The organism is Leifsonia sp. Y878, assembly GCF_057669685.1.
The window spans coordinates 963,904-988,333 of the sequence record NZ_JBYHFS010000002.1 but is presented as its reverse complement, the minus strand read 5'-3'; the positions used below and the strand labels follow the sequence as shown (position 1 = coordinate 988,333).

Below are 24,430 nucleotides of genomic sequence, written 5' to 3'. Positions count from 1 at the left end.
AATGCGGGTGTTACAGGTTTGCGAGTTCGTTGACCGACGCGTCGCCCGGAACAGCGGAGACGAAGCTGGCTTCGATCTCTGCACGGCCGAGGAGGTCGTCCATACGGTGACGACGCTGCTTCGGGATGAGCGTGACAACGGTTCCCACCTTGCCTGCGCGACCGGTACGGCCGGCGCGGTGCAGGTAGGTCTTGTACTCGTCGGGGGCATCGGCCTGGATCACCAGGTCGATGTCGTCAACGTGGATACCGCGTGCGGCGACATCCGTTGCAACCAACACGTTGACCTTGCCGCTGGTGAGCAGCGCGAGGTTACGGGTACGGCGCGACTGGTTGAGGTCACCGTGCAGGCTGGTGGCGCGGATGCCCGCATCCTCCAGCTGGTCTGCGAGCTGCTCGGCGAACGCACGGGTACGGCTGAAGATCAGCGTCTTGCCGTTGCGGTCAGCGAGCTGCTCGATGATGGCGCCCTTGTCGCGGTGCTCGATGACGAGAACACGGTGGTCGATGGTCGAAGACGCCTGGTCTTCGCCGGCAACCTCGTGCACAGACGGGTTGGTCAGGAACTGCTTGACGAGGGTGGCGACACCCTTGTCGAGAGTTGCCGAGAACAGCAGCTTCTGGCCGCCCTTCTTGGTCTGGTTCAGGATGCGCTGCACCGGCTCAAGGAAGCCCAGGTCGCACATGTGGTCGGCCTCGTCGAGAACGGTGATCTTGACCTCGCTGAGGTCGAGCTTGCCCTGGTCGATGAGGTCTTCGATGCGGCCAGGCGTGCCGATGATGATGTCGACGCCGCGCTGCAGGGCGCTGACCTGGCGGTACTGCGGAACTCCGCCGTAGATCTGGGTGGTGAAGAGGCCAACGCTGCGCGCGATGGGCTGCACGGTGCGGTCGATCTGCAGTGCGAGCTCACGGGTCGGAGCGAGGATCAGCGCGCGGGGCTTGCGGCCCTGCTGGCGGTTCTTGCCACCGTCGTTTTCCATCAGCTTCTCAACAAGAGGAGCACCGAAGGCAATGGTCTTGCCTGAACCGGTGCGGCCACGGCCGAGGACGTCGCGGCCTGCGAGCACATCGGGGATGGTCGCTGCCTGGATCGGGAACGGGCTCGGAGCGCCGAGGAGACCGAGCTCGCGAACGATGTTGCCACCGAGACCGAGCTCAGCGAAGGTCACGCCGACGACATCGGATGCCGTGGTTGCCTGCGCTTCGAGGCGCTCAAGCACGACGTCTTCCTCAGCGGTGAAGCGAGGCTTGTCATCGCGGCTCGGGTAGAACTTACTGTCGCTGCTGCTGCTCATGCCAGGGCGGTCGCTGTTGAAGTCGCGACGCGGTGCGCGCTCTCCACGGTCGCTGCGGTCATTGCCGTACGAGGGACGCTCGCCACGGGCCGGACGGTCGCCGTATGACGGGCGCTCGGTGCGGGCCGGACGGTCGTTGTTGTACGCCGGACGGTCGGTGCGCGGAGCACGGTCGCCGTACGAGGGACGCTCGGTGCGAGCCGGGCGGTCGCCGTATGACGGACGCTCGGTGCGGGCCGGACGGTCGTTGTTGTACGCCGGACGGTCGGTGCGCGGAGCGCGGTCACCGTAGGAGGGACGCTCGCCACGAGCTGGGCGGTCGCCGTACGAGGGACGCTCGGTGCGCTGGGCACCACGGTCGTTGTTGTATGCGGGGCGGTCGGTGCGAGGGGCACGGTCGCCACGGTCGTTGTTGTATGCGGGGCGGTCGGTGCGAGGGGCACGGTCGCCACGGTCGTTGTTGTAGGCCGGACGGTCGGTGCGCGGAGCACGGTCGCCGTACGAGGGACGCTCGCCACGGGCGGGACGGTCGTTGTTGTATGCGGGGCGCTCTGTGCGCTGGGCACGGTCACCGTATGCTGGGCGCTCGGTGCGCTGGGCACCACGGTCGCCGTAGGAGGGACGCTCGGTGCGCTCGGTGCGCTGCGGGCGGTCGCCATAGGCTGGGCGCTCGCTGGGGCGCGAGGTGGTCGAACGAGATGCACGCTCGTCGGCGTTCCAACGCTGCTTCTTTGGGGCACCCTCGTCAGCGCGGAATCCGCGGTGACCTGGGCTCTTGCTGCCGGACTTCGGGGCGCCCTTGCGGGGGCCGCCAGTTGCGTAGCTGGGATCGAAATTGGGCTTTTTACTGCTCTTGGGCATAGATATATTCCTGGGTTGTATTGAGTACATGGCAGAACAGCGCCGTAGAGGACGCAACCTGAGAACCCGGGCAGTCTATGGCCGGGGCCGTTCACATACAGTGATTTTTCACCAGAGGATTACTGGGAAACCGGCCCACCTGACTTACAAACCCATCCGCACACACGTGAAGAAATGCGGTGTCAAGAGCCGACCTATCTACGTTACCCGAAGTTGGCTGAAATGTCACGGAAACGTCGTCCCTCTAGCCTGTAAATATGCCCTTAACCATCACCGTGGAACCGCCCAGACAGCCGGAAATCGAGGAGATGCTTCACAGCAGCACCGCGTTCGCACAGTCCCTCTATCCCCCGGAGAGCAACTTCCTGCTGAGCATCGACGCACTCGAGGCCGAGCAGGTCACGTTCTACGTCGCCCGCGACGACGCCGGCACCGCGTCCGGCATCGCGGCGCTCGTTGAGCTCACGTCGGACACCGCCGAGCTTTCGGACACCGCTGAGCTGAAGCGGATGTTCGTGCGCGACACCGCACGAGGCCAGGGTGTGGCCACTGCCCTGCTCGCCCGCATGGAAGCGGATGCCAGGATTCGCGGCATCCGTCATCTCGTGCTGGAAACCGGCCAGCGTCACACCGGCGCACTGGAGCTGTATCGCCGCGGTGACTACCTCCCTATTCCACAGTTCGGCGCATACGTGGGCGAAGAGTTCAGTGTGTGCTTCGGGAAGACGCTCACCGCATAGCGACGAGGTAAGCGGCTGGGCCAATGCGCCGGGCCAGCGCGCCGCGCCCGGCGACGCGCCGGGTTACACATCGGAAATGCTGATGCGTCAGGCTGGACGGATGGACAACAAAGCCATTACTGTCTCGATCATGCGCGAGGTCGATCCCACGCGCATCTCCGAGGCAACCGCCTGGGTTCAGGCCGGCATCAATCTTGCAATCAAATACCCGGGCTTCCTCGGCTCCGGTTGGGTACGGGCTGGGGAGCATTCGAACTCCTGGCACATGCTCTACCGATTCAGCGGAGAGGACACATTGGTCGCGTGGGAGAACTCCCCAGAGCGCGACTGGTGGCTCTCCAGCGGCAAGCAGTTCATGCAGCAGTCCAGGGTGGAGAAGCGCACGGGCATTGAAGGGTGGTTCGACGAACCAACCGCGGTGACCATCGACGTCAGCGGCGAGGCGGTCGGCCCTCCCCCGCGCTGGAAACAGGCGACCAGCATCTGGCTCGGCTTCTTCCCGCTCAACCTCGTGTTCACACTGCTGGTGACTTGGCTGGTTCCGTTCTGGACCGACCTCGGCATTGTGCTCCGCGTGCTGATCACGACGTTGATACTCGCGCCAACGATGACGTTCTGGGTGCTGCCGTTTGTCACCAGGCTGCTGCGCAACTGGCTGGTCCCTGCCCGCCGGTATTGAGCCTTCTGTGATTGAGGGCTCGGCGGGGCCGCGGATCGTCCGGGATCCCAGACGGTGGGGCGCGCAATCGCGTTGTCGGTAGTACTGCCGTGGTGTCCAATCGACATATGAGTACCACCGCCATGCCCTCGTCCATCGTCCGTGAAACCGTGTTCGTCGGTGTTGGCGCCGTGAGTTTCAGTGACGTGATCGCCGTCGCCCGCCGCGACGCCTCGATCGTGCTGGACGACGCAGCACTGGAGGGTGTCGCAGCCACCCGCACCATCATCGAGGAGCTCGCCAGCGATGACGCTCCGCACTACGGGATCTCGACCGGCTTCGGAGCCCTGGCCACGACGTTCATCACCACAGATCGGCGCGCCCAGCTGCAAGCGAGCCTGGTGCGCTCCCACGCGGCCGGCAGCGGCCCTGAGGTCGAGCGCGAGGTCGTGCGCGCGCTCATGCTGCTGCGCCTCTCCACGCTCATGACCGGCCGAACCGGCGTGCGTCCGGCCACGGCGAGCGCATACGCGGCCATGCTGAATGCGGGCATCACCCCCGTCGTGCGCGAGTACGGCTCACTCGGGTGCTCCGGCGACCTGGCGCCTCTCGCTCACTGTGCACTCGCCGTCATGGGGGAGGGCGAGGTGCGCGACGCTGCCGGAACCCTGATGAGTGCAGCGGATGCCCTCAGTGCCGCTGGCATCGCCCCCGTCGTCCTCGCAGAGAAAGAGGGACTTGCCCTCATCAATGGCACCGACGGGATGCTCGGCATGCTCACGCTCGCGCTCGACGACCTCGCCCGCCTGCTCACCACCGCAGACATCGCCGCCGCCATGAGCGTCGAGGCCCTCCTCGGCAGCGCCGTGGTGTTCGCCGACGACCTGCAGGCGATGCGTCCCCAGCTCGGCCAGGCCGACAGCGCGTCAAACCTGCGCGCGCTGCTGGACGGCTCTCCACTCGTCGCGAGCCACGCAGGACCGGAGTGCACCACCGTTCAGGATGCCTACTCGCTGCGCTGCGCGCCGCAGGTGCACGGCGCAGCACGGGACACCGCCAACCACGCTGCTCTCATCGCAGGGCGTGAGCTGGCGAGCGCCGTCGACAACCCCGTCGTCACCCTCGATGGCCGGGTCGAGTCGAACGGCAACTTCCACGGAGCACCGATCAGCTACGTGCTCGACTTCCTCGCCATTGCCGCCGCCGACGTCGCGAGCATGAGCGAGCGCCGTACCGACCGGCACCTCGACGTTGCTCGGAACAAGGGACTGCCGCCCTTCCTCGCCCACGAGGTGGGCGTTGACTCCGGCCTCATGATCGCGCAGTACACGGCCGCAGGGATCGTGTCAGAGCTGAAGCGTCTCGCTGTGCCGGCATCCGTTGACTCCATTCCTTCTTCTGCGATGCAGGAGGACCACGTATCGATGGGCTGGGCGGCCGCACGCAAGCTCCGGAAGTCGATCGATGGCCTCGGCCGCGTGCTCGCCATTGAGATCATGACGGCGGCACGCGCCCTCGACCTGCGCGCTCCCCTTCAGCCAGGCCAGGCCACAGGAGCCGTACGCACACTGGTGCGTACGAGGGCTGCTGGCCCTGGCCACGACCGGTTCCTCTCCCCAGAGATCGAGGGCGTCGTCGAGCTGGTCGCCTCCGGCGGGATCGTGGATGCAGCAGCAGCTCACACGGGCGCACTGAACTAGGGAGTGCACGACGGGCGTTGGCCGGCCATTGTGGCGGGGTCCCGCTGGGCGGATGCGCGGGCCAGATATGCGGGTGGATCAGCGGGCGGCTACCCCCACATTCAGCGCCATCCACACGCCGAATATCGCCCGATCCTGCCGCCCATTTGAGCGCCAGCCACGCCCCTTGTCGCCCAAAGTGCACCGTGGCAGACTGACAAAACGCTGACCAGCTCGAGCCAGTTGTCCATCGACTCATGGATGAAGAGCCAATGCCACCCTCCCTCCGCACGCGACGCAGCACGACGAGGCGAGCTGTGTCCCGGCTGGCAATAGTCCCGTTGGCGGTCGCGTCGCTGATAGGAGCGGTGGCTCTGGATTCGTTCTCGGCGCCGACGGCATCCGCTGCCGCGGCCGTTCTCGCAGTCACTCCGACGCCGACGCCGACCTCCACGCCAACGCCGACCCCCATGCCGACGCCGACAGCCGAGCCCGCACCAGAGCCGATTGAGTCGGCAGCGGCCGAGCCTGCGCCAGCCCCCGCACCGGAGTCCACACCTCCCAGCGTCGAGTCAGAGGCGCCGACAGATCCGGCACCGATTCCAGAGGAGTCAGCCACCGCTACTCCGACGCCCGAGCCGACAGCGGAGCCGACACCGACCGAGACGCCCGCCCCGTCTGCCACCCCGGATCCGACGGCGCCACCCACGGACATGCCGACAGCAACCCCGACGCCGACGCCCACTGGGACGGCAACACCGACGCCCACACCGACACCCACACCCACACCCACGTCTGACCCGACGGCCACAGCAACACCGACGCCGACGCCCACACCCACACCGACTACGCCGGCTCCCGCGCCGGCTCCCGCGCCGGCACCAGCTCCCGCTGTGGGTGGCGGCGCTCCTGTCGCTCCCCCGACGGTGACGCCGCGATCGTCCGCGTACGCGGCATCAGCGTCGGCCAGGACCAGGTCGCAGGCGGCCCAGCTGGCCGCCATCACGGCAGCACAGGCGACCGTTGCACGGGCATCCGTCGCTTACGACGCAGCCAAGCTCGCGTTCGCTTCCGCTCAGGCCGACTTTGACGCGGCCGGCGCCCAGGCTGGCGCGATGCACACGATGCTGGCAGAGGCCGAGCTGAGGGCCGATACCTCCAAGCGACTCCTGGCCGGCATAGTTCGCGCCATGATGCAGCAGGATCCGGCGGCCGGCGCCGCGGCGGTACTGCTGAGCGGGGATGCCGGAGCCGACCTGCTCTCCCAGCTCGGCACTATCGACTCGTTGGCTCGCTTGTCTGCGAGCCTCGACAAGATCAAGGAACGCGTTTCCGCCGATGCGGCGGCCGCTGAGCAGCTTCGTGCACGCGAGACCAACACCGACGGCCCGCTGAACGGCGTCGATCTCCAGACCGCCAAGGACGCACTGGGCGCAGCGAAGGCCCGTTTTGACCAGGCGACTGCAAAGCTGGCCAGCCTGCAAACGACCATGAGCGCCGAGCTGAATGCGGCGCCACTGCCTGTGCTGCCGCCACTGACTCGTCCCATCGTCCCCCAGGACTCCGGCCAGCTCAGCGCGCAAGGCTGGGCGAACCCGGCAGTCGGCAACCTCAGCGACGGCTTCGGACCGCGACCAGACCGCCCGCTACCCGATGTCGGCGCATTCCACTACGGGACCGACATCGGAGCCAATTGTGGGGCAGGGATCTACGCGGCAACATCCGGTGTCGTTGAAGAAGTGACCACGCTCGGAACGTACGGCAACTGGATCCTGATCAACCACGGTAACGGCATTGAGACCGGCTACGCGCACATCCTGAGCGGATCCCAACTCGTGGCAGTCGGCGACTCGGTAATCGCGGGGCAGGTGATTGCCGGAGTCGGCAGCACCGGAGCATCCACCGGCTGCCACCTTCACTACGAGGTGCGCATCAACGGTGATCGAGTCGACTCGCTGCCGTTCATGGCCGCACGCGGAATCACCGTCGGCGGTTGACCTCAGTCTCGCTGCGGGACGCCGCCGACTCTGACACCACCGTCGCCAGGGAGGCGCCTGCGTCACGGCGCTTTGTTCGAGCCATCACCACCCGGTCGACCAGCACACCCAGCGCGAGCGCCAGTACAACGCCGATTGCAGCGCCAAGCAGCGGCTGGTCCTTCACCCAGTGACCCGCGAGCATGCCGATGAGCACTGAGTACACCGCCCAGCACCCACCGGCCAGAATCGTCAGCGGCCAGAAACGACGATAGGAAAAGCCGGTCGCTCCCGCCGCCATGTTCACCGCGACGCGACCGACCGGAATGTACCGGGCGACGAGAAGCACGCTGGCAGGACGACGGGCCAGTCCGCGGGCGGCCTTGTCGAAGGCTGCGACAGAGCGCGGATGCCGCATCCAGCGAAATCTGTGCGCTCCAATCGTGCGTCCAAGCCAGTACGCGATGTTGTCACCGGCGGCTGCACCGAGAGCGGCGAGCAGCACGATAACGATCGGGCTCGGGGTGCCGGTGCTCACCCCGAGCGCTGCAGCAACGACAACCACGCTCTCGCTGGGAATCGGAGGGAAGAATCCGTCAATGACCACGCTTGCGAATACGACGAGATAGACCCACGGTGAGCTTGCGGCGGAGAGTAAGAAGTCTGAGAGCAGTTCCATGTTCATTATTCGATTCGGCTTGTGTGGTGGGAAAAGGAGGAGCCTGCCGGTCTTTCGAGCCTAGAAACCTGCTCGAATGTCCGCATCGGCCAACAGATGTGCCCGCGTCATCCGCTCGAATGACATCCGTCCGTAGTTGCACCTGGCAGACAGGAGACGAAGCGTCAACCTGGTGCGGCTCGTGCCAACCAACGCGCCGAGAAGCATGAGTAGGGCAACGGATGCCGACACAACGCCGAATCCTGCAATAAGCACGAGTGCGACACCACCCGCGCCGAGCAGCGTGTCGAGCGCCACAAACCGTGGCGTCGCTGCGTCTGCGAACCGAACGGCCTGCGGGTTACGGCGGCCTCGCTCCCATCGCGCGAACAGCACGACAACCGGTGCGACGGCGAGGCCAACGCCGGCCAGCCAGAGCGGACGGCTGAGCCACCACGACACGCTGAGTGGCTCAGGCAACGACATGCCGGTTGTCGTACTCAGCAGCAAAAGGAGCGAAGCGAGCGCAATCAATACCGGCATGTGCCAGACATATACGGTCATGCTGCGCGGCCCGAGGGCAGCGATGGCCCGACCTGCCCGTGGCCGCTCAGCCAACGCGGCGAAACGACCGCGCAGCAGCGAGAACACCATCAGCTGGGCGACGCCCAACATCACAAGGCAGAGGGTCGGCGGGTTGAGGTTCACGAGCATGTCTGCCGAATATGGGCCGATCGTCAGGGCAAGCAGCACTGCGAACGCCGCACCGAGTACGACGTATCGTGTGGGCCTGCTGAGCGCCTCGACGTGACCATCGGCCAGCCAGAAACCAAGCTGCTGCACGAGGAGCCAGACGAACAACAAGTTGAGGAAGCCGACAGCTTGGATGCCGCTGGTCAGACGCGTCAGGTCGACGGCGACCACTGCCGCGAGCAGCAACAGCGGTGTGGCGATCCGGGCCGCCTCGTGCGCCCGCACCATCAGCGGCACAAGTGCGGAACAAAGGATGTAGACGCCGAGAAACCAAAGGGGCTGGCCGATGCGGTAACTGGCCGTCGCGATGAGGTCGCCGGGCACGCCAAGGAGTGTCATGGCGAGCAGCACAGAGCCGACGACCCCGACGAGCACAACTGCCGGGCGCACCAGCCGCTCAATACGGCCACGGACATACGACGCAGCCGAGACGCCCAGTGCTCGCAGGCTGCGCCACTGGGTGATGCTGGCGAAGCCGCCGACAACGAAGAACAACGGCATGATTTGCACGAGCCAACTGACGGGCGCAAACCAGGCCTGGTTCTCGAGCGCGTTCTGTAGAACAGGACCGGCCACCCCGACGCTGACACCGACCATCATGGCGTGCAGGACGACGACCACCACCAGCAGAACTGCCCGCACCGCATCGATGCCGCGGTCACGGCTCGCACTGGCCGGGGCTTCTGGCGCCCAGACCGGCGCGATTCGGGCGGGTGGCAGAGCTCCACCCGCCCGCGCTGTATTTCCTGTTCGTTCCGGCGCGATCGTCACTGTGGCTCCCCTTGCCCGAGCGGCGCATCCGCTCGAGGTAGCAGGCTAAGGAGACGGCATGCCGCGGTACATCACCCCGGGGAGCCGTTCGTGTCCCCTACCGGAGTACGGCATCCGAGCAAGGGACATGCGAACGCGGCGCGGGGCGACAGGCGCCAGACGAGGACGAAGTCAGGCGAGGACGGGGTCAGGCGAGGGAGGTGGGCGCGCTACCGCCTGGCTGCACCAGCCCGACGTCGTAAGCGAACACAACCGCCTGCACCCTGTCGCGTACGTTGAGCTTGCCGAATACCTTGCTCACGTGGGTCTTCACCGTCTGTTCCGCGATGAAGAGCGCCGACGCGATCTCCGTGTTAGAGAGACCGCGTCCCACCAGGCTCAGCACCTCGCGCTCGCGTTCGGTCAGACCGGAGAGCAATGAGGTGTCGATGCGCTGCGGAGAAGCTGTGCGGACAAAGTCCTCGATCAGTCTTCGTGTGACACTCGGTGCGAGCAAGGCATCACCGCTGGCAACAATGCGCACGGCCATGACCAGGTCCTCCGGCAGCGCGTCTTTCAACAGGAATCCGCTGGCTCCAGCGCGCAGCGCGTCGTACACGTAGTCGTCGATATCGAAGGTCGTCAGCACGAGAACCCGCGGGACGTAGTCGCTGCTGCGCGGCGGCGTCTGCAGGGCACGCGTCGCCTCGATTCCGTTCATCACCGGCATCCGCACGTCCATCACCACCACATCGGGGCGCAATTGCCTGGCCAGTTCAACGGCCTCCTGACCGTTCGCCGCCTGGCCGAGCACGTCGATGTCTGGTTGGGCACCGAGAACAGCGGCGAATCCGGCGCGCACCATCGCTTGGTCATCGACAATAAGCACAGAGATCGTCACGGTTGGTAGGGATCCTTTTCGTTCTCGTGCGCCGTCGGCGCAGCGGGGGGAGCTGATGCCGCAATCGGTAGCGTCGCGAGCACCCGGTATCCGCCCTCGGCCGTCGGGCCGGCGTTGAGCGTGCCTCCCAGCATGCTGCACCGTTCTCGCATACCGATCAATCCATGCCCTCCCCCTGGCTGGCGGATGCTGTCAGTGTGCTGGCCCGCAGCGCCCGCGACGCTCGCAATGGCAGCCGCAGTGGCAGGGGAAGCCGCAGCCGCAGCCGCAGCCGTAGGGGCAGGGGCATCGTTCTCGACGCACAGGAAGATCGCTCCTCCGACGAGTTCGGCAAAAACCCTGACCCGAGCACCAGGAGCATGCCGGACGACATTGCTGAGCGACTCCTGCGCGATGCGATAGGCGGCCGTGCTGGCCAGCCCGTCGGCAGGCAATAGTGGGGCGAGGTCGACAGTCACCGCGCTGCCGGTGCGCTCAATCGCGGGGATGAGGTCGACAAGCTGGGCGATCCCGGGTTGCGGCATCCCCTCGCCGCTGGAGCCCTCACTGCGCAGCACACCGAGCAGCCGACGCATCTCGTGCATTGCCATACGAGCGGATGCCGCGATCTCCGCGAACTCGCGACGGGTCTCCTCGTCAAGGTGAGGCAGCCGATACGGAGCGCTGGCGGACTGCACCTGGATCACCGACATGCTGTGCGCAACGACGTCATGCAGCTCGCGGGCAATGCGATTGCGCTCTTCGACGATCACGCGGCGCTGCTGCTCTGCGACGAGCTCGCCACGCATCTGCTCGCGCTGGGCGAAGGGGATCGCCACGCACAGTGCGAGAGCAGAGATTGCCATCGTCGTCACGATATTTGCCACGATGCCTTCGACAGAGGCGAACCTCGCCGCGCCGGCTCCAAAGTAAAGCAGCACCTGCAATGATGCTGCGGCGCTGAGCACCCACGCGACTACGCCAACGACGATGGGCTGGCGCAGTCCCAACACCATCAGCAGCGCGCACAGGCTGAGCAGCCCTGGGACGGCGAGCGGCCACGGCGCTCCAGCGGAACTGGTGCCGAACACGATGAACGCCGTTGTTCCGACAATCCAGCTCGCGACGGCCCAGCGCGGCGCAATGATCGCCACTGGAATGCTCGCGCACTGCAGGATTCCCACGACAAACGCCGCGAGCACGTGCATTTGGTACAGGGTGGCAGACAGCGGGACACTCACGCTGAAGAGGGTGATGGCAACGGCGGATGTGGTGATCCACAGCCAGAAATCTCGTTGCAGGGCGACGGGCAGCGCGGGTGCGTTGGGCTGTGCCCTCCGCCAAAGCGTTGATGTCTTCATAGTGGCGCCAGTCTGACACGGGCCGGATTTGCGCACATCACCTCGCCGTATGGTTCACCCCATACCGCCGTAGTGTTGCACGGCAGCGGATGCTTGCCTCACCACCCAAGAAGCAGCTTCACGCCCAGCACGAACATGGTGAGGGCAATCGCGCCATCGAGGATGCGCCAGGCAATGGGGCGGGCAAAGAGCGGACCGAGGAGCCGGGCACCGTAGCCCAGAGTGGTGAACCACACGATGCTTGCCACCACGGCCCCGGCACCGAAGTACCAGCGGCCTGGATCGCCGTGGGTGTTGGCCACCGATCCGAGCAGCAGGATGGTGTCGAGATAGACATGGGGGTTCAGCCAGGTGAGGGCAAGCACCGTGAGGACGGCAGTGCGGAGCGACACCCGGTTGAGGCTGGCATCGGCCTTCAGGGCCTGCGGCCTGAACGCCCGCCTGGCGGCCAGCACGCCGTAGCCGAGCAGGAAGGCCGCACCCAGGTAGCGGATGAGTTCGAGCACGACCGGGAGACGCTCCACCACGAACCCGATTCCCGTGATGCCGAGCAGGATCAACACCGCATCCGAGAGCGCGCAGATGGCAACAACCGCGAAGACATGTTCACGGCGGATGCCCTGGCGCAGCACAAATGCGTTCTGCGCCCCGATCGCGATGATGAGCGACAGGCCGAGGCCGAGACCGGCGAGGACGGATGAAAATTCTGGGGCGGAGAGCTGCACCGTTTCACGTTACGGCGAGAGTCGAATACATTCCAGCTCATCTTTTTCACGCAACATTAGAATTGCTAATCATGGACCTGCAGTTGGATCAGCTCCGGGCGTTCATCGCCATCATCGACCACGGCACGTTTGAGGCGGCCGCGCGCATCCTCAGGGTGACCCCATCTGCGATCAGCCAGCGGATGAAGGCCTTGGAACAGGCTGTCGGCCGCGTTCTCGTGCAGCGGACGAAGCCTGTGCAGCCAACAACGTCTGGTGCAACGATCCTGCGGCTGGCGCGCCAGATCGTGCTTCTCGAAGGTGACGCGCTACTCGAACTCGGCGCCAGTGACTCGTCTCGCGGCGCGGAAGCGATACCGGTGGCCCCCGAGCGCTATGTCAGCATCCCGATCGTCATCAACTCTGATTCACTGGCCACCTGGGCATTGCCGGCACTGGCCGCGCTGCCGGCCGCACTCGGCGTGTGCTTCGAAGTGTTCAGGGAAGACCAGGACCGATCCACGGCACGCCTGCGCGACGGAACGGTGATGGCGGCCATCACCTCCGTGGCTGAGCCGGTCCAGGGTTGCACGGTTCGACCACTCGGCCAGATGAGATATCGGCCGTTCGCGAGTCCCGAATTCGCCGCAACCTGGTTTCCGCACGGCGTCACCGCCGAGGCCCTCGCCGCGGCCCCCGTCATCATCTACGACCGCAGCGACGACCTCCAGGACATCTACCTGCGGCGGCGTGCCGCCCCGAACGCCGCGCCGCCCCGGCACTACATCCCGGCGTCGTCGGAGTTCGCGAGCGCCGTTCGGCTGGGACTCGGCTGGGGCATGCTTCCCGACGCGCAGGCCCACTCGGCGGAACGCGCTGGTGAACTGGTGGACCTTGATCCTGGCGAAGCGGTCTATGTTCCGCTCTATCTGCAGCACTGGCGCCTGCATTCCACCCTGCTGGCTGCCGTAACGGACAGCATCGTGCGCGCCGCCAGCACAGAGCTGCGTCACACAGGCGGGACGGCACAACCGCCCGTGATACCGGCTGGATAATTTCGGTTCGTTGACCGGCTAATGCCATACGATCGGGCTATGAGCGCCGAAACCGTGTTCGCAGACCTCAGTTCTGAGCTGGCAGAAGCCGGAGCTTCCGCCGACCATCTCTTCGGCGCCAGGGCGCTCACGCTGCAGGGCAAGGCGTTTGCCTGCCTGCACAGAGATGCCATTGCCTTGAAGCTGGGTGCCGGCAGCCCGGCGCACCAGCAGGCTCTTGGCCTGCGCGGTGCCGAGCTGTGGGACCCGTCGGGGCAACAGCATCCGTTCAACGACTGGGTATCCATCCCCGTCGATGAGAACGCCGAGCTCGAAGAGACTGAGATCGGAGATCTCGCGCCGGCCGCGATCGCCTTCCTCGCCGCGTCGCCCAGCTGAGCGCGCGACGCCCTCCGGGGCTCACACCCTGACGGGAAGTCCGCCTTCGAAGTGGGCGTCGGTTGCGGCATCCGCTGCCACGGCCCTGCGGATGCGCTCGGCGTGACTGCCCCGCAACTCCGGCAGGGCGTCGAGCGGGAACCAGGCGGCTTCGGTGTTCTCACCGTCGGCCGGGAACGGCGTGCCACTCTCCCACCGGCACCGGAAGACGAGGTCGAGATACTGGGCCTGGTCGCCGTTGTCATAGGTCAGAGGCTCGAGCACGTGCACGTGCACCCAGACCAGGCGTTCAACGGATGCGACGACGTCGGCTTCCTCGAGAATCTCGCGCACCGCGGCATCCGCCGGCTCTTCGCCTGGATCAATGATTCCGGTGACCGGGGTCCATGCGCCGTTGTCGGCGCGGCGCACGAGCAGGACCTCGTCGTCGCGGAGCACCACCGCTGTCACGCCGGACAGCCAGAGCGGGGCTGTGCCGATTGACTGCCGGAGGTCGAGGACGAAGTCGGGAGTAGCCATCCGCCGATCCTAATCGCTGGCCGTGTGAACCCGGGCGTCGCGAATACCGGAAGACCGCCGCAAGAGAGCGCGATCCGTCCTGTATTCGACGACACGTGGCCGATTCATCCTGTATTCGCGACGCGATGGGCTGCGGAGGTTCGAGACGCGGCCTCGTTCCTCGGGCGCTCCTCAACCAGCGGAGGGCGGGGCTACTCGGTGCCGGTGCTCGCGTCTCCTGCACGTGCCGCGTCGCGTACGGTCGCCGCGTCGCCTGCGCTTGCCGCGTCGCGACGCTCTGCACGCGCAACGCGCCTCCGCTCCCTGGTTCCCTCCACGACGGAGTAGAGCACCGGCAGCACGATGAGGGTCAGCACGGTGGACGACACCAGGCCGCCGATCACGACGAGTGCCAGCGGCTGGGAGATGAATCCACCGTGACCGGTGAGTCCGGCGGCCATCGGCAGCAGGGCGAAAATTGTCGCCAGGGCCGTCATGAGGATGGGGCGAAGCCGGCGGGAGGCACCGTACACCAGGGCGTCGTGCACACTCATGCCCTTTCGCCGGTATTGGTTCACGAGGTCGACGAGCACGATGGCATTCGTGACCACGATTCCGATCAGCATCAGCACGCCGATCAGCGACGGCACGCCGAGCGGGATGCCGGTGATCACCTGCAGCGCAATGGCGCCGGTGGCCGCAAACGGGATGGAGACCAGCAGGAGCAACGGCTGCAGAAGCGACCTGAACGTCGCGACCATCACGATATAGACGATCAGGATGGCCACCAGCATGGCGATTCCGAGCTGTTGGAAGGCATCCGTCTGGTCGCTGGTGACGCCGCCGATTGTCGCGGTCGCGCCGGCCGGGAGCTGCGTGTCTGCGAGAACGCCGGCGACCTGGCTGTTGGCCGTTCCGAGGTCGTCAGCCGAAGGAGTTGCCGACACTGTTGCGGTGCGGAGGCCCTTCGTCGTGGTGATCGTGGATGGTCCGTCGACTTGGGCCACGGTGGCCAGCGAGCTGAGGGGAACCGCGCCGGCCAGGGTCGGAATCTGCAGGTTCGAGAGCTCGTCCACGGTCATCGGCGGCGTCGCAGACTGCAGGTACACCGACAGCGTGGTGTTGTCGATCACGATCGATCCGATGGTGGTCGGCTGCATGGCCTGCGAAACGAGGCCGCCGAGTGCGAGTTCGCTGAGGCCGGCATCCGCTGCCGCATCGAGGTTCACGGTGACGGCGATGTACGGACGCGACGCGGCCAGGTTGCTGCTGCTCTCCTTGATCGCACTGAGGTCCTTGACCTTGGCCAGGATGTCGTCCGCAGCCTTCTGCAGGTCGGCATCCGTCAAGGCCGTGATGTCGACCTCGATGTCGGACGACCCGCCAAACCCGCCAGACGAGGCGACCGACACGACGCCGGCATCCGTGATGGTGGATAGCTCGGCGCGCACGTCGTCCTGCACGGCATCGGGGTTCGCTCCGTCTGCTGTCGTCACCGAGTACGTGACGGTGCTCGACGTCGGTGCGCCGCCGCCGAACGCCGCCGCAAAGCTGCTGCCACCGATGGTGAGTTGCACGATCTCGACACCGTCGGTGTCGCGGATTGTCTGCTCAACCGAAGCGGATGCCGCATCCATCGCGGCCAGGCTGGTTCCAACCGGCAGGGTCTGGGTCACGCGGAACGTGTCCTGGCCGGTGGACCCGAGGAAGTTCACCTTCATGAGCGGCAGCATCGCCACGGTGCCGGCGAGCACCAGAACAGCCAGCAGCAGCGTGGCGATGGAGTGCTTGAGGGTCCAGTGGATGATCGGCAGGTAACCCTGCTGCAGTCGGCCTGGGTGCTCGAGTTCGTCTGGCTCGATGACGGGCGGCGCCGCGTGGCGACTGCGGGGCGGGGGTGGGGTTCCGTCGAGGACCGCGGTGGTTGTGGCGGTTGGACCGGTGGCGGCTGACGGGATGGAAGTGGGCTCGCCGCTGACCGTGCTCGACGGGTGAGCTGCACTGGCTGCGCTTGGTGTGCCCGCCGTGAGTGTCGGGCCGTCCGCGCTCGTCACGCCGGTAGCGGTTTCTGTGGTGGGGCGCCCGGCGTCGGCGCCGGTCGCCTCTGCAGGCTCCGTCTCCGCAACCTTCCGCGGCGCCGGTGCCTTCAGGAACCAGTACGCGAGCACCGGCACGATCGTCAGTGATACCAACAGGGAGGCGAGCAGCGCGATGGTCACGGTGAGGGCGAACGGCCGGAACAGCTCACCGGTCGATCCGCCGACGAACGAGATCGGCAGGAACACCGTGACAGTGGTGATGGTCGATGCTGTGATGGCGCCGGCAACCTCACGGACGGCTTCGACGATGGTCGCTGCCTTGTCGACCCCGGCGACCAGATGCCGCTTGATGTTCTCGATGACCACGATGGAGTCGTCGACGACACGTCCGATGGCAATGGTCAGGGCGCCAAGGGTCAGGATGTTGAGCGAGTAGCCCACGCTCTGCAGCCCGATGAAGGTGATGAGCACCGAGGTTGGGATGGAGATCGCCGTCACGAGTGTGGCCCGCACCGAAAGCAGGAACACCAGGATGACGAGCACGGCGAAGACCAGGCCGAGCAGCCCTTCCTGGGTGAGCGCATCGATGGACTGCTGGATGAACGGCGCCTGATCGAACACGATGGTGAAAGTCGCGCCTGGCACGGCGTCCTCCAGCGTGGGCAGGATGTCGCGCACCGCCTGCGAGACGTCGACGGTGTTGGCCGCGGGCACCTTTGTGACCGATATCGTCAGCGCCGGTTCGCCATTCACCCGCGAGATGCTGGTGACGGGGTTCTCGGCCAGGGCGACGGTAGCAACATCGCCAATCGTCACGACCTGCCCTGCCGGGGGAACGACGGTTGCCGCGCCGGTTCCTGTACCGGTGCCGTTGCCATTGCCGTTGCCGTTGCCTGATCCGGAGCCGCTGGCCGCGCCTGACCCCGCGCCAGATCCCGTCCCCGTTCCCGTTCCGGCCGCTGAGCCGCTCGAGCTCGCCAGCACAGGCAAGGCCGCGATCTGGTCGACGGAGGTCAGCTTGTTGCCGACCTGCACCGACAGCGTTTTGTCCCCCTCGGTGATCGAACCGGCCGGGAGCAGCGATCCGTTCTGCTGCAGCGCAGTACTGATGGACTGCGTGCTGAGGCCGCGTGCAGCCAGCGCCGCGACATCCGGTGTAATGGTCACCCGCTGGCCGATGTCACCAACGAGGGCTGCGTCTCGCACGCCCGACACATCGCGAATGTCCCCGAGCACGCTGCGCTTCAACTCATCAGCGATCGTGGTGCTGTCACCGCCGGTCACCGCCAGCAGGAGTACAGGGAAGTCATCGACGGTGCCGCTGATGATCTGGGGATCGATGTCGTCTGGCAGCGTGGACTTGATCCGGTTGATCGCCTGGGTGATCTTCGACTCGGCCTTCACGAGGTCGGTGCCGTACGTGAAGGTCGCGGTGATGAGTGACGCGTCGGTGCTACTCGTCGTCGAGGTGGACTCAAGCCCGGCGATGCCCTGGATCGCCGTTTCGATGGGCGTCGACACATCGTCGTTGACCACCTCAGGCGACGCGCCTGGGTAACTCGTCGAGATGACCAGCTGCGGCAACTGAAGCGAGGGAATGAGCTCTTGCTTCAGGCTGGTCAGCGCCAGCGTCCCGAAAATGGCCGCAACGACCGTGATGAGGGCGATCAGCGCCCGGTTCTTCATGCTCAAGACCGCGAGGAAATGCACTCGCTCAGTATGTCAGGGCGGATATTGCTCGCTCGAGGACTCTCGGCAGTTCCCCTGTTTTGGAGCGGAGCAGGTCGCCTGGTGTTGGTGCCAGCGCCCTGGAGAGCTCAGGCGGCGACCAAGGCCAGCAGCTAGACGACGTCGGCCAGGTAGTCAGATTCAGGCACCGGATGCCGGAGCAGCGAGTCCCAGGCGCGACCAAGCGCCCCGACACCCCTGTCGATCTCGTCGGTGCTGTAGCAAAACGGGATGCGGATGAAGCGTTCGAAGGCGCCATCGATGCCGAACCGCGGTCCGGCCGGGATCACGAGGCCCTGGCTGCGCGCGGCCAGCGACAGCTGCGAACTGACCGGGCTGCCGAGATTGACCCACGTGGTGATGCCACCATCGACGTGGGGCACATGCCAATCGGGGAACCGCTCTGCGAGCGCGGTGACCAGGTGGTCTCGGCCGACGCGCAGGGAACTGGCGCGCTCAGCAAGGATCGATGGCATGTCGTCCAGCAGCCGAGCGACGATGAGCTGGTCGAGGATCGGGGTGCCGAGATCCCGCGCAGAGCGGGCGGCGACGAGCTTGTTGATGAGCGGGCGCTCCGCCCGGATCCAGCCGACGCGCAACCCGCCCCACACCGTCTTGCCGACCGACCCGACAGACACCACAGAGCTCTGCGTGCCCTGCTGGCCGTAGGCGGCGAACGGCAGGTAGTCCTCAGCCCTGTCGATGTTCAGCTCGGCGATGGTCTCGTCGACAATGAGTACGGTGCCCTGCCGTGCTGCAGCGGCGAGCACGCGTTCCCGCTGCTCAACGGGCATCGAACGCCCGGTGGGATTGTGGAAGTCGGGCATCAGGTACCCGATCGCGGGGTTGCTGCGCGCCATGGCCTGGAGCAACCCGGCCTCATCCCAGCCGGCAACCGACGGGTCCTCGCCCGGCATCGCCGGAGAGACGCTCACCGGAACCAGGCGAGCGCCGGCCTCGCGCAGGGCTTCATACGCGTGCGGATAGGTCGGCATCTCGATGAGCGCCCGGTCTCCACGGTTCAACAGCACATGCGCGAGCAGCGCGATGGCGTGCTGCGCGCCGATGGTGACCGTGATCTGCTGCGGGTCGGTGGGCAGCCCTCTCGCCGTGTATCGGTCGGCGATCGCGGCCCTCAGCTCTGGGACACCGACCGGGTCGAAGCCCGACCCCGCGAGATGGTGCGGCAGGTCGCCGACGGCGAGCGCTGCGGCATCCGCTAGTCGAGGCAGCGCCGACATGGCGGCCTTGCCGAAATCGAGGACGCCGGCCGAGGCGACCGGCGTGAGCGTGACCGGGCCACTCGGCAGGGTGACGAGACTGCCGGAGCCGCGCTGGCTGACCAGGTAGCCGGCCTCACGCAGCTGGCGATAGGCCGCGGTGACGGTGGTGCGGCTGAGTCCGAGGCGCGCGCTGAGCTCGCGTTCGGCTGGCAGTCTACTGTCGCTCGGGATTCGGCCATCGAGCGCCAGCACCCTGATGCGATCGAACAGCGCGAGGTAGGCGCTTCCGGCACCACCGCGCCAGTCGCCAAGCAGGGACTCGAGGGCACGTGCACTCAATTGGTTGTCAGCCATGAGGCCACTATAGGCAGATTGGCTTCTTGATTACAGGCCCTGGATGCAATTGGATTGGTTTTTATGACCCGCCGCCTCACTCAGCTTCTCATTGGCCTCTTCTTGTACGGAATGGGCATCGCCCTGATCGTGCGCGGCGCCATCGGCGTTGCCCCGTGGGACGTGCTCACCCAGGGCGTCGACAACCACACCCACCTCGGCTTCGGGCTCATCACGGTGATTCTGAGCGGCGTGGTGCTGCTGTTCTGGATCCCGCTTCGGCAAAAGCCAGGCGTCGGCACCATCTTGAACGCACTGCTGGTCGGCCCGTCAGCGGATGTCGGACTCGCCTTGATCCCGGCCGATCTCGACCTGTGGGCCCGCATCCTGCTGTTCGCGGCCGGGCTGCTCGTGCTGGCGGTGGCCACCGGCCTTTACATTGGTGCCCACTTCGGCCCTGGCCCACGGGACGGCCTGATGACCGGGCTGCACCGACGCACAGGGTGGCCGATCTGGATCGTGCGCACCGGCATCGAGGTGACCGTGCTCGCCATTGGCTGGGTTCTCGGTGGCAATGTCGGCGTGGGTACGGTGCTGTTCGCCGTGCTGGTCGGTCCGCTCTGCAACTGGACGATCCCGTTCTTCGCGATCAAGCGGCCGGCAGTAGTGCCGACGCTCGAATCAGAGATCGTCCCTCCGGTGGTTGAGGAGGCCGCTCGCGGCCGTCTCGAAACCCCGTGAGCCGACGTTCAGACGGAGGATGACGCTGCGCGTTCCGCAGGGCCATCCTCCGCTGTTCGCGAGCTGACCGCAGTCCGCTAGCTAACGGTCAGGACCGTCTTGCCAAGGAGCGTGCCGCTTGCGGCGTCTTCGTGAACGGCACGCAGGTCGTGCAGTGGTCGGCGGTCGGCGATGTTGAGCGTGATCCGGCCCTGATCCAGGCGCGACACCAGGTCGGCCAGGTGGGAGCCGTTCGGCGCCACCCACACACTCGCCGTGCGCACGGAGCGTTCGTCGTCGGCCGGCACGGCTCCAGCGGAGCTGACCGCAATACCGCCGTCCGCGACGTAGGACGTCAGCTTCGCCAGACCCTCCGCGTCGAGACGGACGTGGTTGATCACGACGTCGAACGGACCGCCAACGGCGGATGGACCGGCGTCGAGATCCAGCGGGCCGACAACAGCCGATGCCCCGTACGAAAGCAGACGGTCGGCATGCTGCGGCCCGTCGACCGCGGTCACTGTCGCGCCGATGTCTGCGGCGAGTTGCACGACGATGCTGCCTACTGCGCCGCCAGCGCCGTTGACCAGAACGCTCTGCCCTACCTGCACGTTTGCCAGCTCGACGGCGGCCTGTCGTGCCGCCAGCCCGGTCAGCGGCAGTGCCGCGGCATCGGCCAGCGGCAGCGAGCGGGGTGCAATGGCGACAAACTCGGCTGCGATGACCGCGTACTCCGCGGCGCCGCCGTGCTCGTTCAACGGGAACATCCCAATGACGTGGTCATCAACCTGCACCCCGGTGACACCCTCACCCAGTTCGACGATCGTGCCGGCAACGTCGAGGCCCGGGGTGATCGGCAGCGCGGTCGGGATCGCTTCGGCGAGCACACCCAGACGGATGTGGTCGTCCACCGGATTGAACGAGGTCGCGGCTACCTTCACCAGCACCTGGCCGGGGCCGGGCACTGGGCGTTCGACCTCCTCTGCGCGCAGAACCTCTGTACCGCCGAACTGGTGGTAACGAATTGCCTTCACAGGACTCTCCTCATGGTGTTTGTCGTTAGCGGTCCTACGAAAATGAGGACCGAATGCTGCATCGGGACTTGCCTAGGCAACTGAGAAGACTCTGCCTGAGTTGCCTGGGCAAGTCAAGCCGGTTCGACCGGGGGTATGCTTTGGTGTCATGACCGATTCGCCGTTATGGCTCGACGAGCACCAGCAGGTGGTGTGGCAAGACCTGCGCACCATCGTGATCGCACTGCCGGCGCTGCTCGATCGGCAGCTGGAACGCGACGCCGAAACGACGAACTACGAATACAGCGTTCTTGCGCGCCTCTCCATGGCCCCTGACCTCACCCTTCGCCTCAGCGACCTGGCCGCTCAGTGCGATAGCAGCCTGCCCCGGTTATCGAAGCTCATGGTCCGCTTCGAGCAACGCGGTTGGGTCACCCGTCACCCCGATCCGGACAACGGGCGATACACACTCGCCACCCTGACCGAGACCGGGCTGCAGAAGGTCGTGGCTAGCGCTCCCGGTCACGTGAATCGCGTGCGCGAGCTTGTATTCGACCCGCTGAGCATCACGCAGCAACGCAACCTCGGAATTGCGCTCTCCCGCATCGCCGGCACAGTCCGTGAGCAACTCGACGACCGCGCCTGATGAGTAAATGAGCGACAAGCCCTCCATCGTCTGGTTGCGTGACGACCTGCGCCTGGCCGACAACCCCGCGCTGACCGCCGCGCTGCGCCGAGGCGCGCCCACGATCGTCGTGTACGTGCTCGATGGCGAGAGCGACGGCATCCGCCCCCTGGGAGGAGCAAGCCGCTGGTGGCTGCACCACAGCCTGGCCGCACTGTCGCAGCAGCTTGACGAGTTGGGCAGCCAGTTGGTGCTTCGCCGCGGGCCGGCGATCGCCGAGATCAGCAGGCTCGTTGCCGAAACGGATGCCGGCGCCGTGTTCTGGAACCGCCGTTACGGCGCTGCTCGCGACATCGACGCCGCGCTGAAGGCGTCGCTCCGCCAGTCCGGTGTTCTGGTCGAGAGCTTCCAGGCGAACCTCCTGTTCGAGCCGTGGACCGTGACAACCGCAACCGGAACGCCGTTTCGCGTGTTCACTCCGTTTTGGAAGGCAGCGCGGGCACTCCCGGCGCCGCGTAACCCATTGCCTGCCCCGACCGCTGGCGACTTTCCCGGCCACGACCTCCCCGGCTCGTCCAGCGGCGGCTCGTCCGCGACCGCCAGCGACGACGCGTCCGCGACCACGGTCGCCAGCGACGACCTCGACAGCTGGGCCCTGCTACCCCAGCGCCCGGACTGGGCAGCTGGGCTGCGGGACAGGTGGACGCCAGGAGAAGCCGCTGGCCAGGCATCCGTCGCCCGTTTTGCCGCCGGCGCCCTGGCCGACTATCACCGCAGGGACGAACCGGCCGTTGCCGCGACGTCGTTCCTGAGTCCGCACCTGCGGTTCGGCGAGGTGAGCCCCTTCCAGGTCTGGCATGCCGTGCAGGGTGAGGCGGCGGCCACGCTCTCGCCGGAAGCCCAGGCGAATGCCGCCCATTTCCTCAGCGAGATCGGCTGGCGCGAGTTCAACTGGAACATCCTCTTTCATGCGCCGCAGCTGGCGAGCGACAACTTCCGCCCGGAGTTCGACACCTTCCCGTGGAACGAACCTAACCCCGGCGAGCTCGCCGCGTGGCAGCAGGGCCAGACCGGCATCCCCCTGGTTGACGCCGGCATGCGGGAGCTCTGGCACACCGGCTACATGCACAACCGGGTGCGCATGGTGGCCGCAAGCTTCCTCATCAAGAACCTGCTGGTCGACTGGCGCATCGGCGAGCAGTGGTTCTGGGACACCCTGGTCGACGCCGACGAAGCCAGCAACCCCGGCAACTGGCAGTGGGTGGCGGGCAGCGGGGCGGATGCCGCCCCCTACTTCCGTGTCTTCAACCCGGTTCTGCAGGCATCCAAGTTCGATCCAAGACACGAATACATCGACCGCTGGATTCCTACCGATGAGCTTCGTCCTGAGCCCATCGTCGACCTCGGCGTGACCCGCCGCGAGGCGCTGGCCGCCTATGACCAGATGCGGCACGGCGGGCGAGCCAGCGGCTGAGTCCTCATCCGCTGATTCTGAGCCAGCCATCCGCTGATTGAGGAGCCAGCGCCAGCGAGCGTCTCGAAATCAGGCGACGCGCTCCCCGAACCACCGTGCAAGCAGCGCCCGACATCCTGGCGCGCGAAATCCCGCCTGGCGCGCGATTTACCCCGCGCCAGACGGATTATCCCGCGCCCAGTTGAACGAGATGGTCACGGACGCAACACCTACAGGTTCCGCTCCGCGTAGACCCGCATCGCATCGCGCACGAACGATGCTCCGTCCACGCCACCGTAGGTTGCGGCGAAGCGCTCGTCGGCGACGTACATGTCGCCGAGGCCGACGAAGTACTCCTTCGTCGGGCCACCCGCTCCCGCGCCCGGCGTGCCGGGAATGCCGCGCAGCCAGTCGAACTGACGTGCGGCGAGCGCCTGTGCCTCTGCGCTGTTCGGCGTGATGCCGGTCTGGCCGGCATGTACCCAGTCGCCGGCCAGCACGCCCTGGCGCTCCCGCCAGGCAGCCTTCTCCTCTGCGCTCATGCTGCGCCACCACGAATCGCCCGTGGCATAGGCATCCGCTCCCCAGCGTTCCTCAACTTCCTCGCGATAGACCGTGTGGTCGAATCCGTCGAACATGTTCTCAGCCATGATCTGTGCACCCTCTTCCAATGTCTCAATCGTTCGTTCGACCGACCGGATCTGCCTGGCCAGCCGTTCCTGCTCCTGCGTCAGCCACTCGAGATGGGCCTGCAGCGCGCGCTGCTCGCTTCGCGGCGCGCCGTCGTCTCGCTCAAACACCTCAGCGATGGCCGGCAGCCCCAGCCCCAGGTCGCGCAGCATCAAGATGCGCTGCAGCCGCACGACGGACGCCTCGTCGTAGTAGCGATAGCCGTTGCTGCCGATGCGACGCGGTGGCAGCAACCCGACGTCACCGTAGTGACGCAGTGTGCGACTCGTCGTGTGCGCGAGTTTCGCAATTTCCTGAATCGACCACTCCACGGATGCTCCCGCTCGTTCTCGCCGCATTGCTGCGTCGGTCAGCCGCC

At 66.4% G+C, this 24,430-nt stretch carries 20 protein-coding genes; 9 read left to right on the top strand and 11 right to left on the bottom strand.

Annotated features, from left to right (window positions below; genetic code table 11):
* Positions 1-10: 10 nt before the first annotated feature.
* Positions 11-2,158, bottom strand: a complete 2,148-nt coding sequence (locus tag AC25Y4_RS10735) for a DEAD/DEAH box helicase (protein WP_488120376.1) — start codon at positions 2,156-2,158, stop codon at positions 11-13.
* A 257-nt stretch (positions 2,159-2,415) separates the two neighbouring features.
* On the opposite strand from AC25Y4_RS10735, the gene AC25Y4_RS10730 reads away from it, so the two are divergent.
* The 4 genes from AC25Y4_RS10730 to AC25Y4_RS10715 all read left to right on the top strand — a co-directional run bounded on the left by AC25Y4_RS10730 (position 2,416) and on the right by AC25Y4_RS10715 (position 7,232).
* Positions 2,416-2,898 (top strand): GNAT family N-acetyltransferase, encoded by a 483-nt coding sequence (locus tag AC25Y4_RS10730; protein WP_488120375.1) that lies wholly within the window; start codon positions 2,416-2,418, stop codon positions 2,896-2,898.
* Positions 2,899-2,998: 100 nt separating this feature from the next.
* Positions 2,999-3,577, top strand: a complete 579-nt coding sequence (locus AC25Y4_RS10725; protein WP_488120374.1) for an antibiotic biosynthesis monooxygenase — start codon at positions 2,999-3,001, stop codon at positions 3,575-3,577.
* Between the two features lie 107 nt (positions 3,578-3,684).
* Complete coding sequence (gene hutH / locus AC25Y4_RS10720) at positions 3,685-5,256, top strand: histidine ammonia-lyase (RefSeq protein WP_488120373.1); 1,572 nt, start codon at positions 3,685-3,687, stop codon at positions 5,254-5,256.
* A gap of 347 nt (positions 5,257-5,603) precedes the next feature.
* On the top strand, positions 5,604-7,232 hold the full coding sequence (locus tag AC25Y4_RS10715; RefSeq protein WP_488120372.1) for a M23 family metallopeptidase: 1,629 nt from the start codon (positions 5,604-5,606) through the stop codon (positions 7,230-7,232).
* Here AC25Y4_RS10715 and AC25Y4_RS10710 read toward each other — a convergent pair.
* The 5 genes from AC25Y4_RS10710 to AC25Y4_RS10690 form a co-directional block, all read right to left on the bottom strand.
* Positions 7,216-7,890, bottom strand: a complete 675-nt coding sequence (locus AC25Y4_RS10710; protein WP_488120371.1) for a DedA family protein — start codon at positions 7,888-7,890, stop codon at positions 7,216-7,218. The two genes, AC25Y4_RS10715 and AC25Y4_RS10710, sit on opposite strands and share 17 nt — an antisense overlap.
* Positions 7,891-7,950: 60 nt before the next feature.
* A complete protein-coding gene (locus tag AC25Y4_RS10705; RefSeq protein ID WP_488120370.1) occupies positions 7,951-9,393 on the bottom strand; it encodes an acyltransferase family protein in 1,443 nt (480 codons plus the stop codon).
* A gap of 187 nt (positions 9,394-9,580) precedes the next feature.
* The gene (locus AC25Y4_RS10700) at positions 9,581-10,273 is read right to left on the bottom strand and encodes a response regulator (protein ID WP_488120369.1); all 693 of its coding nucleotides are present in this window, start codon (positions 10,271-10,273) and stop codon (positions 9,581-9,583) included.
* Complete coding sequence (locus AC25Y4_RS10695) at positions 10,270-11,613, bottom strand: sensor histidine kinase (RefSeq protein ID WP_488120368.1); 1,344 nt, start codon at positions 11,611-11,613, stop codon at positions 10,270-10,272. The genes AC25Y4_RS10700 and AC25Y4_RS10695 overlap by 4 nt, the downstream gene beginning before the upstream one ends.
* A 98-nt stretch (positions 11,614-11,711) precedes the next feature.
* Complete coding sequence (locus AC25Y4_RS10690; protein ID WP_488120367.1) at positions 11,712-12,338, bottom strand: LysE/ArgO family amino acid transporter; 627 nt, start codon at positions 12,336-12,338, stop codon at positions 11,712-11,714.
* 71 nt (positions 12,339-12,409) lie between these two features.
* Between AC25Y4_RS10690 and AC25Y4_RS10685 the strand changes: the two genes are divergently transcribed.
* Both AC25Y4_RS10685 and AC25Y4_RS10680 read left to right on the top strand, forming a co-directional pair.
* Positions 12,410-13,372, top strand: coding sequence for a LysR family transcriptional regulator ArgP (locus tag AC25Y4_RS10685; RefSeq protein WP_488120366.1), 963 nt, complete (start codon positions 12,410-12,412; stop codon positions 13,370-13,372).
* Positions 13,373-13,411: 39 nt separating this feature from the next.
* Positions 13,412-13,750: a hypothetical protein gene (locus AC25Y4_RS10680; RefSeq protein WP_488120365.1), complete on the top strand. Its 339-nt coding sequence runs from the start codon at positions 13,412-13,414 to the stop codon at positions 13,748-13,750.
* 21 nt (positions 13,751-13,771) lie between these two features.
* On the opposite strand, the gene AC25Y4_RS10675 is transcribed toward AC25Y4_RS10680, so the two are convergent.
* From AC25Y4_RS10675 to yczR, 3 genes are all read right to left on the bottom strand, one after another.
* Positions 13,772-14,269, bottom strand: coding sequence for an NUDIX hydrolase (locus AC25Y4_RS10675; protein WP_488120364.1), 498 nt, complete (start codon positions 14,267-14,269; stop codon positions 13,772-13,774).
* A 191-nt stretch (positions 14,270-14,460) separates the two neighbouring features.
* On the bottom strand, positions 14,461-17,997 hold the full coding sequence (locus AC25Y4_RS10670; protein WP_488120363.1) for an efflux RND transporter permease subunit: 3,537 nt from the start codon (positions 17,995-17,997) through the stop codon (positions 14,461-14,463).
* Positions 17,998-18,128: 131 nt separating this feature from the next.
* Entirely contained in the window at positions 18,129-19,592 is a 1,464-nt protein-coding gene (gene yczR, locus AC25Y4_RS10665) for a MocR-like transcription factor YczR (RefSeq protein WP_488120362.1), read from the bottom strand.
* 63 nt (positions 19,593-19,655) lie between these two features.
* Here yczR and yczE point away from each other — a divergent pair, with 63 nt between their 5' ends.
* Complete coding sequence (gene yczE, locus AC25Y4_RS10660; RefSeq protein ID WP_488120361.1) at positions 19,656-20,312, top strand: membrane protein YczE; 657 nt, start codon at positions 19,656-19,658, stop codon at positions 20,310-20,312.
* A 77-nt stretch (positions 20,313-20,389) separates the two neighbouring features.
* Here yczE and AC25Y4_RS10655 read toward each other — a convergent pair whose 3' ends face one another.
* Positions 20,390-21,325 (bottom strand): NADP-dependent oxidoreductase, encoded by a 936-nt coding sequence (locus tag AC25Y4_RS10655; protein ID WP_488120360.1) that lies wholly within the window; start codon positions 21,323-21,325, stop codon positions 20,390-20,392.
* A gap of 148 nt (positions 21,326-21,473) precedes the next feature.
* Between AC25Y4_RS10655 and AC25Y4_RS10650 the strand changes: the two genes are divergently transcribed.
* Together AC25Y4_RS10650 and AC25Y4_RS10645 are read left to right on the top strand one after the other, a co-directional pair.
* A complete protein-coding gene (locus AC25Y4_RS10650; protein ID WP_488120359.1) occupies positions 21,474-21,950 on the top strand; it encodes a MarR family winged helix-turn-helix transcriptional regulator in 477 nt (158 codons plus the stop codon).
* Positions 21,951-21,957: 7 nt separating this feature from the next.
* A complete protein-coding gene (locus AC25Y4_RS10645) occupies positions 21,958-23,403 on the top strand; it encodes a cryptochrome/photolyase family protein (RefSeq protein ID WP_488120358.1) in 1,446 nt (481 codons plus the stop codon).
* Positions 23,404-23,612: 209 nt separating this feature from the next.
* Here the strand turns inward: AC25Y4_RS10645 and AC25Y4_RS10640 are convergent, their stop codons facing one another.
* Positions 23,613-24,383 (bottom strand): MerR family transcriptional regulator, encoded by a 771-nt coding sequence (locus AC25Y4_RS10640; RefSeq protein WP_488120357.1) that lies wholly within the window; start codon positions 24,381-24,383, stop codon positions 23,613-23,615.
* Between the last annotated feature and the right edge of the window lie 47 nt (positions 24,384-24,430).

Coding starts and splice junctions, on each gene's coding strand:
- AC25Y4_RS10735 (WP_488120376.1), bottom strand. CDS start 2,158: ATGCCCAAGAGCAGTAAAAAGCCCAATTTCGATCCCAGCTACGCAACT.
- AC25Y4_RS10730 (WP_488120375.1), top strand. CDS start 2,416: ATGCCCTTAACCATCACCGTGGAACCGCCCAGACAGCCGGAAATCGAG.
- AC25Y4_RS10725 (WP_488120374.1), top strand. CDS start 2,999: ATGGACAACAAAGCCATTACTGTCTCGATCATGCGCGAGGTCGATCCC.
- hutH (WP_488120373.1), top strand. CDS start 3,685: ATGAGTACCACCGCCATGCCCTCGTCCATCGTCCGTGAAACCGTGTTC.
- AC25Y4_RS10710 (WP_488120371.1), bottom strand. CDS start 7,890: ATGGAACTGCTCTCAGACTTCTTACTCTCCGCCGCAAGCTCACCGTGG.
- AC25Y4_RS10695 (WP_488120368.1), bottom strand. CDS start 11,613: ATGAAGACATCAACGCTTTGGCGGAGGGCACAGCCCAACGCACCCGCG.
- AC25Y4_RS10685 (WP_488120366.1), top strand. CDS start 12,410: ATGGACCTGCAGTTGGATCAGCTCCGGGCGTTCATCGCCATCATCGAC.
- AC25Y4_RS10680 (WP_488120365.1), top strand. CDS start 13,412: ATGAGCGCCGAAACCGTGTTCGCAGACCTCAGTTCTGAGCTGGCAGAA.
- AC25Y4_RS10675 (WP_488120364.1), bottom strand. CDS start 14,269: ATGGCTACTCCCGACTTCGTCCTCGACCTCCGGCAGTCAATCGGCACA.
- yczR (WP_488120362.1), bottom strand. CDS start 19,592: ATGGCTGACAACCAATTGAGTGCACGTGCCCTCGAGTCCCTGCTTGGC.
- yczE (WP_488120361.1), top strand. CDS start 19,656: ATGACCCGCCGCCTCACTCAGCTTCTCATTGGCCTCTTCTTGTACGGA.
- AC25Y4_RS10650 (WP_488120359.1), top strand. CDS start 21,474: ATGACCGATTCGCCGTTATGGCTCGACGAGCACCAGCAGGTGGTGTGG.
- AC25Y4_RS10645 (WP_488120358.1), top strand. CDS start 21,958: ATGAGCGACAAGCCCTCCATCGTCTGGTTGCGTGACGACCTGCGCCTG.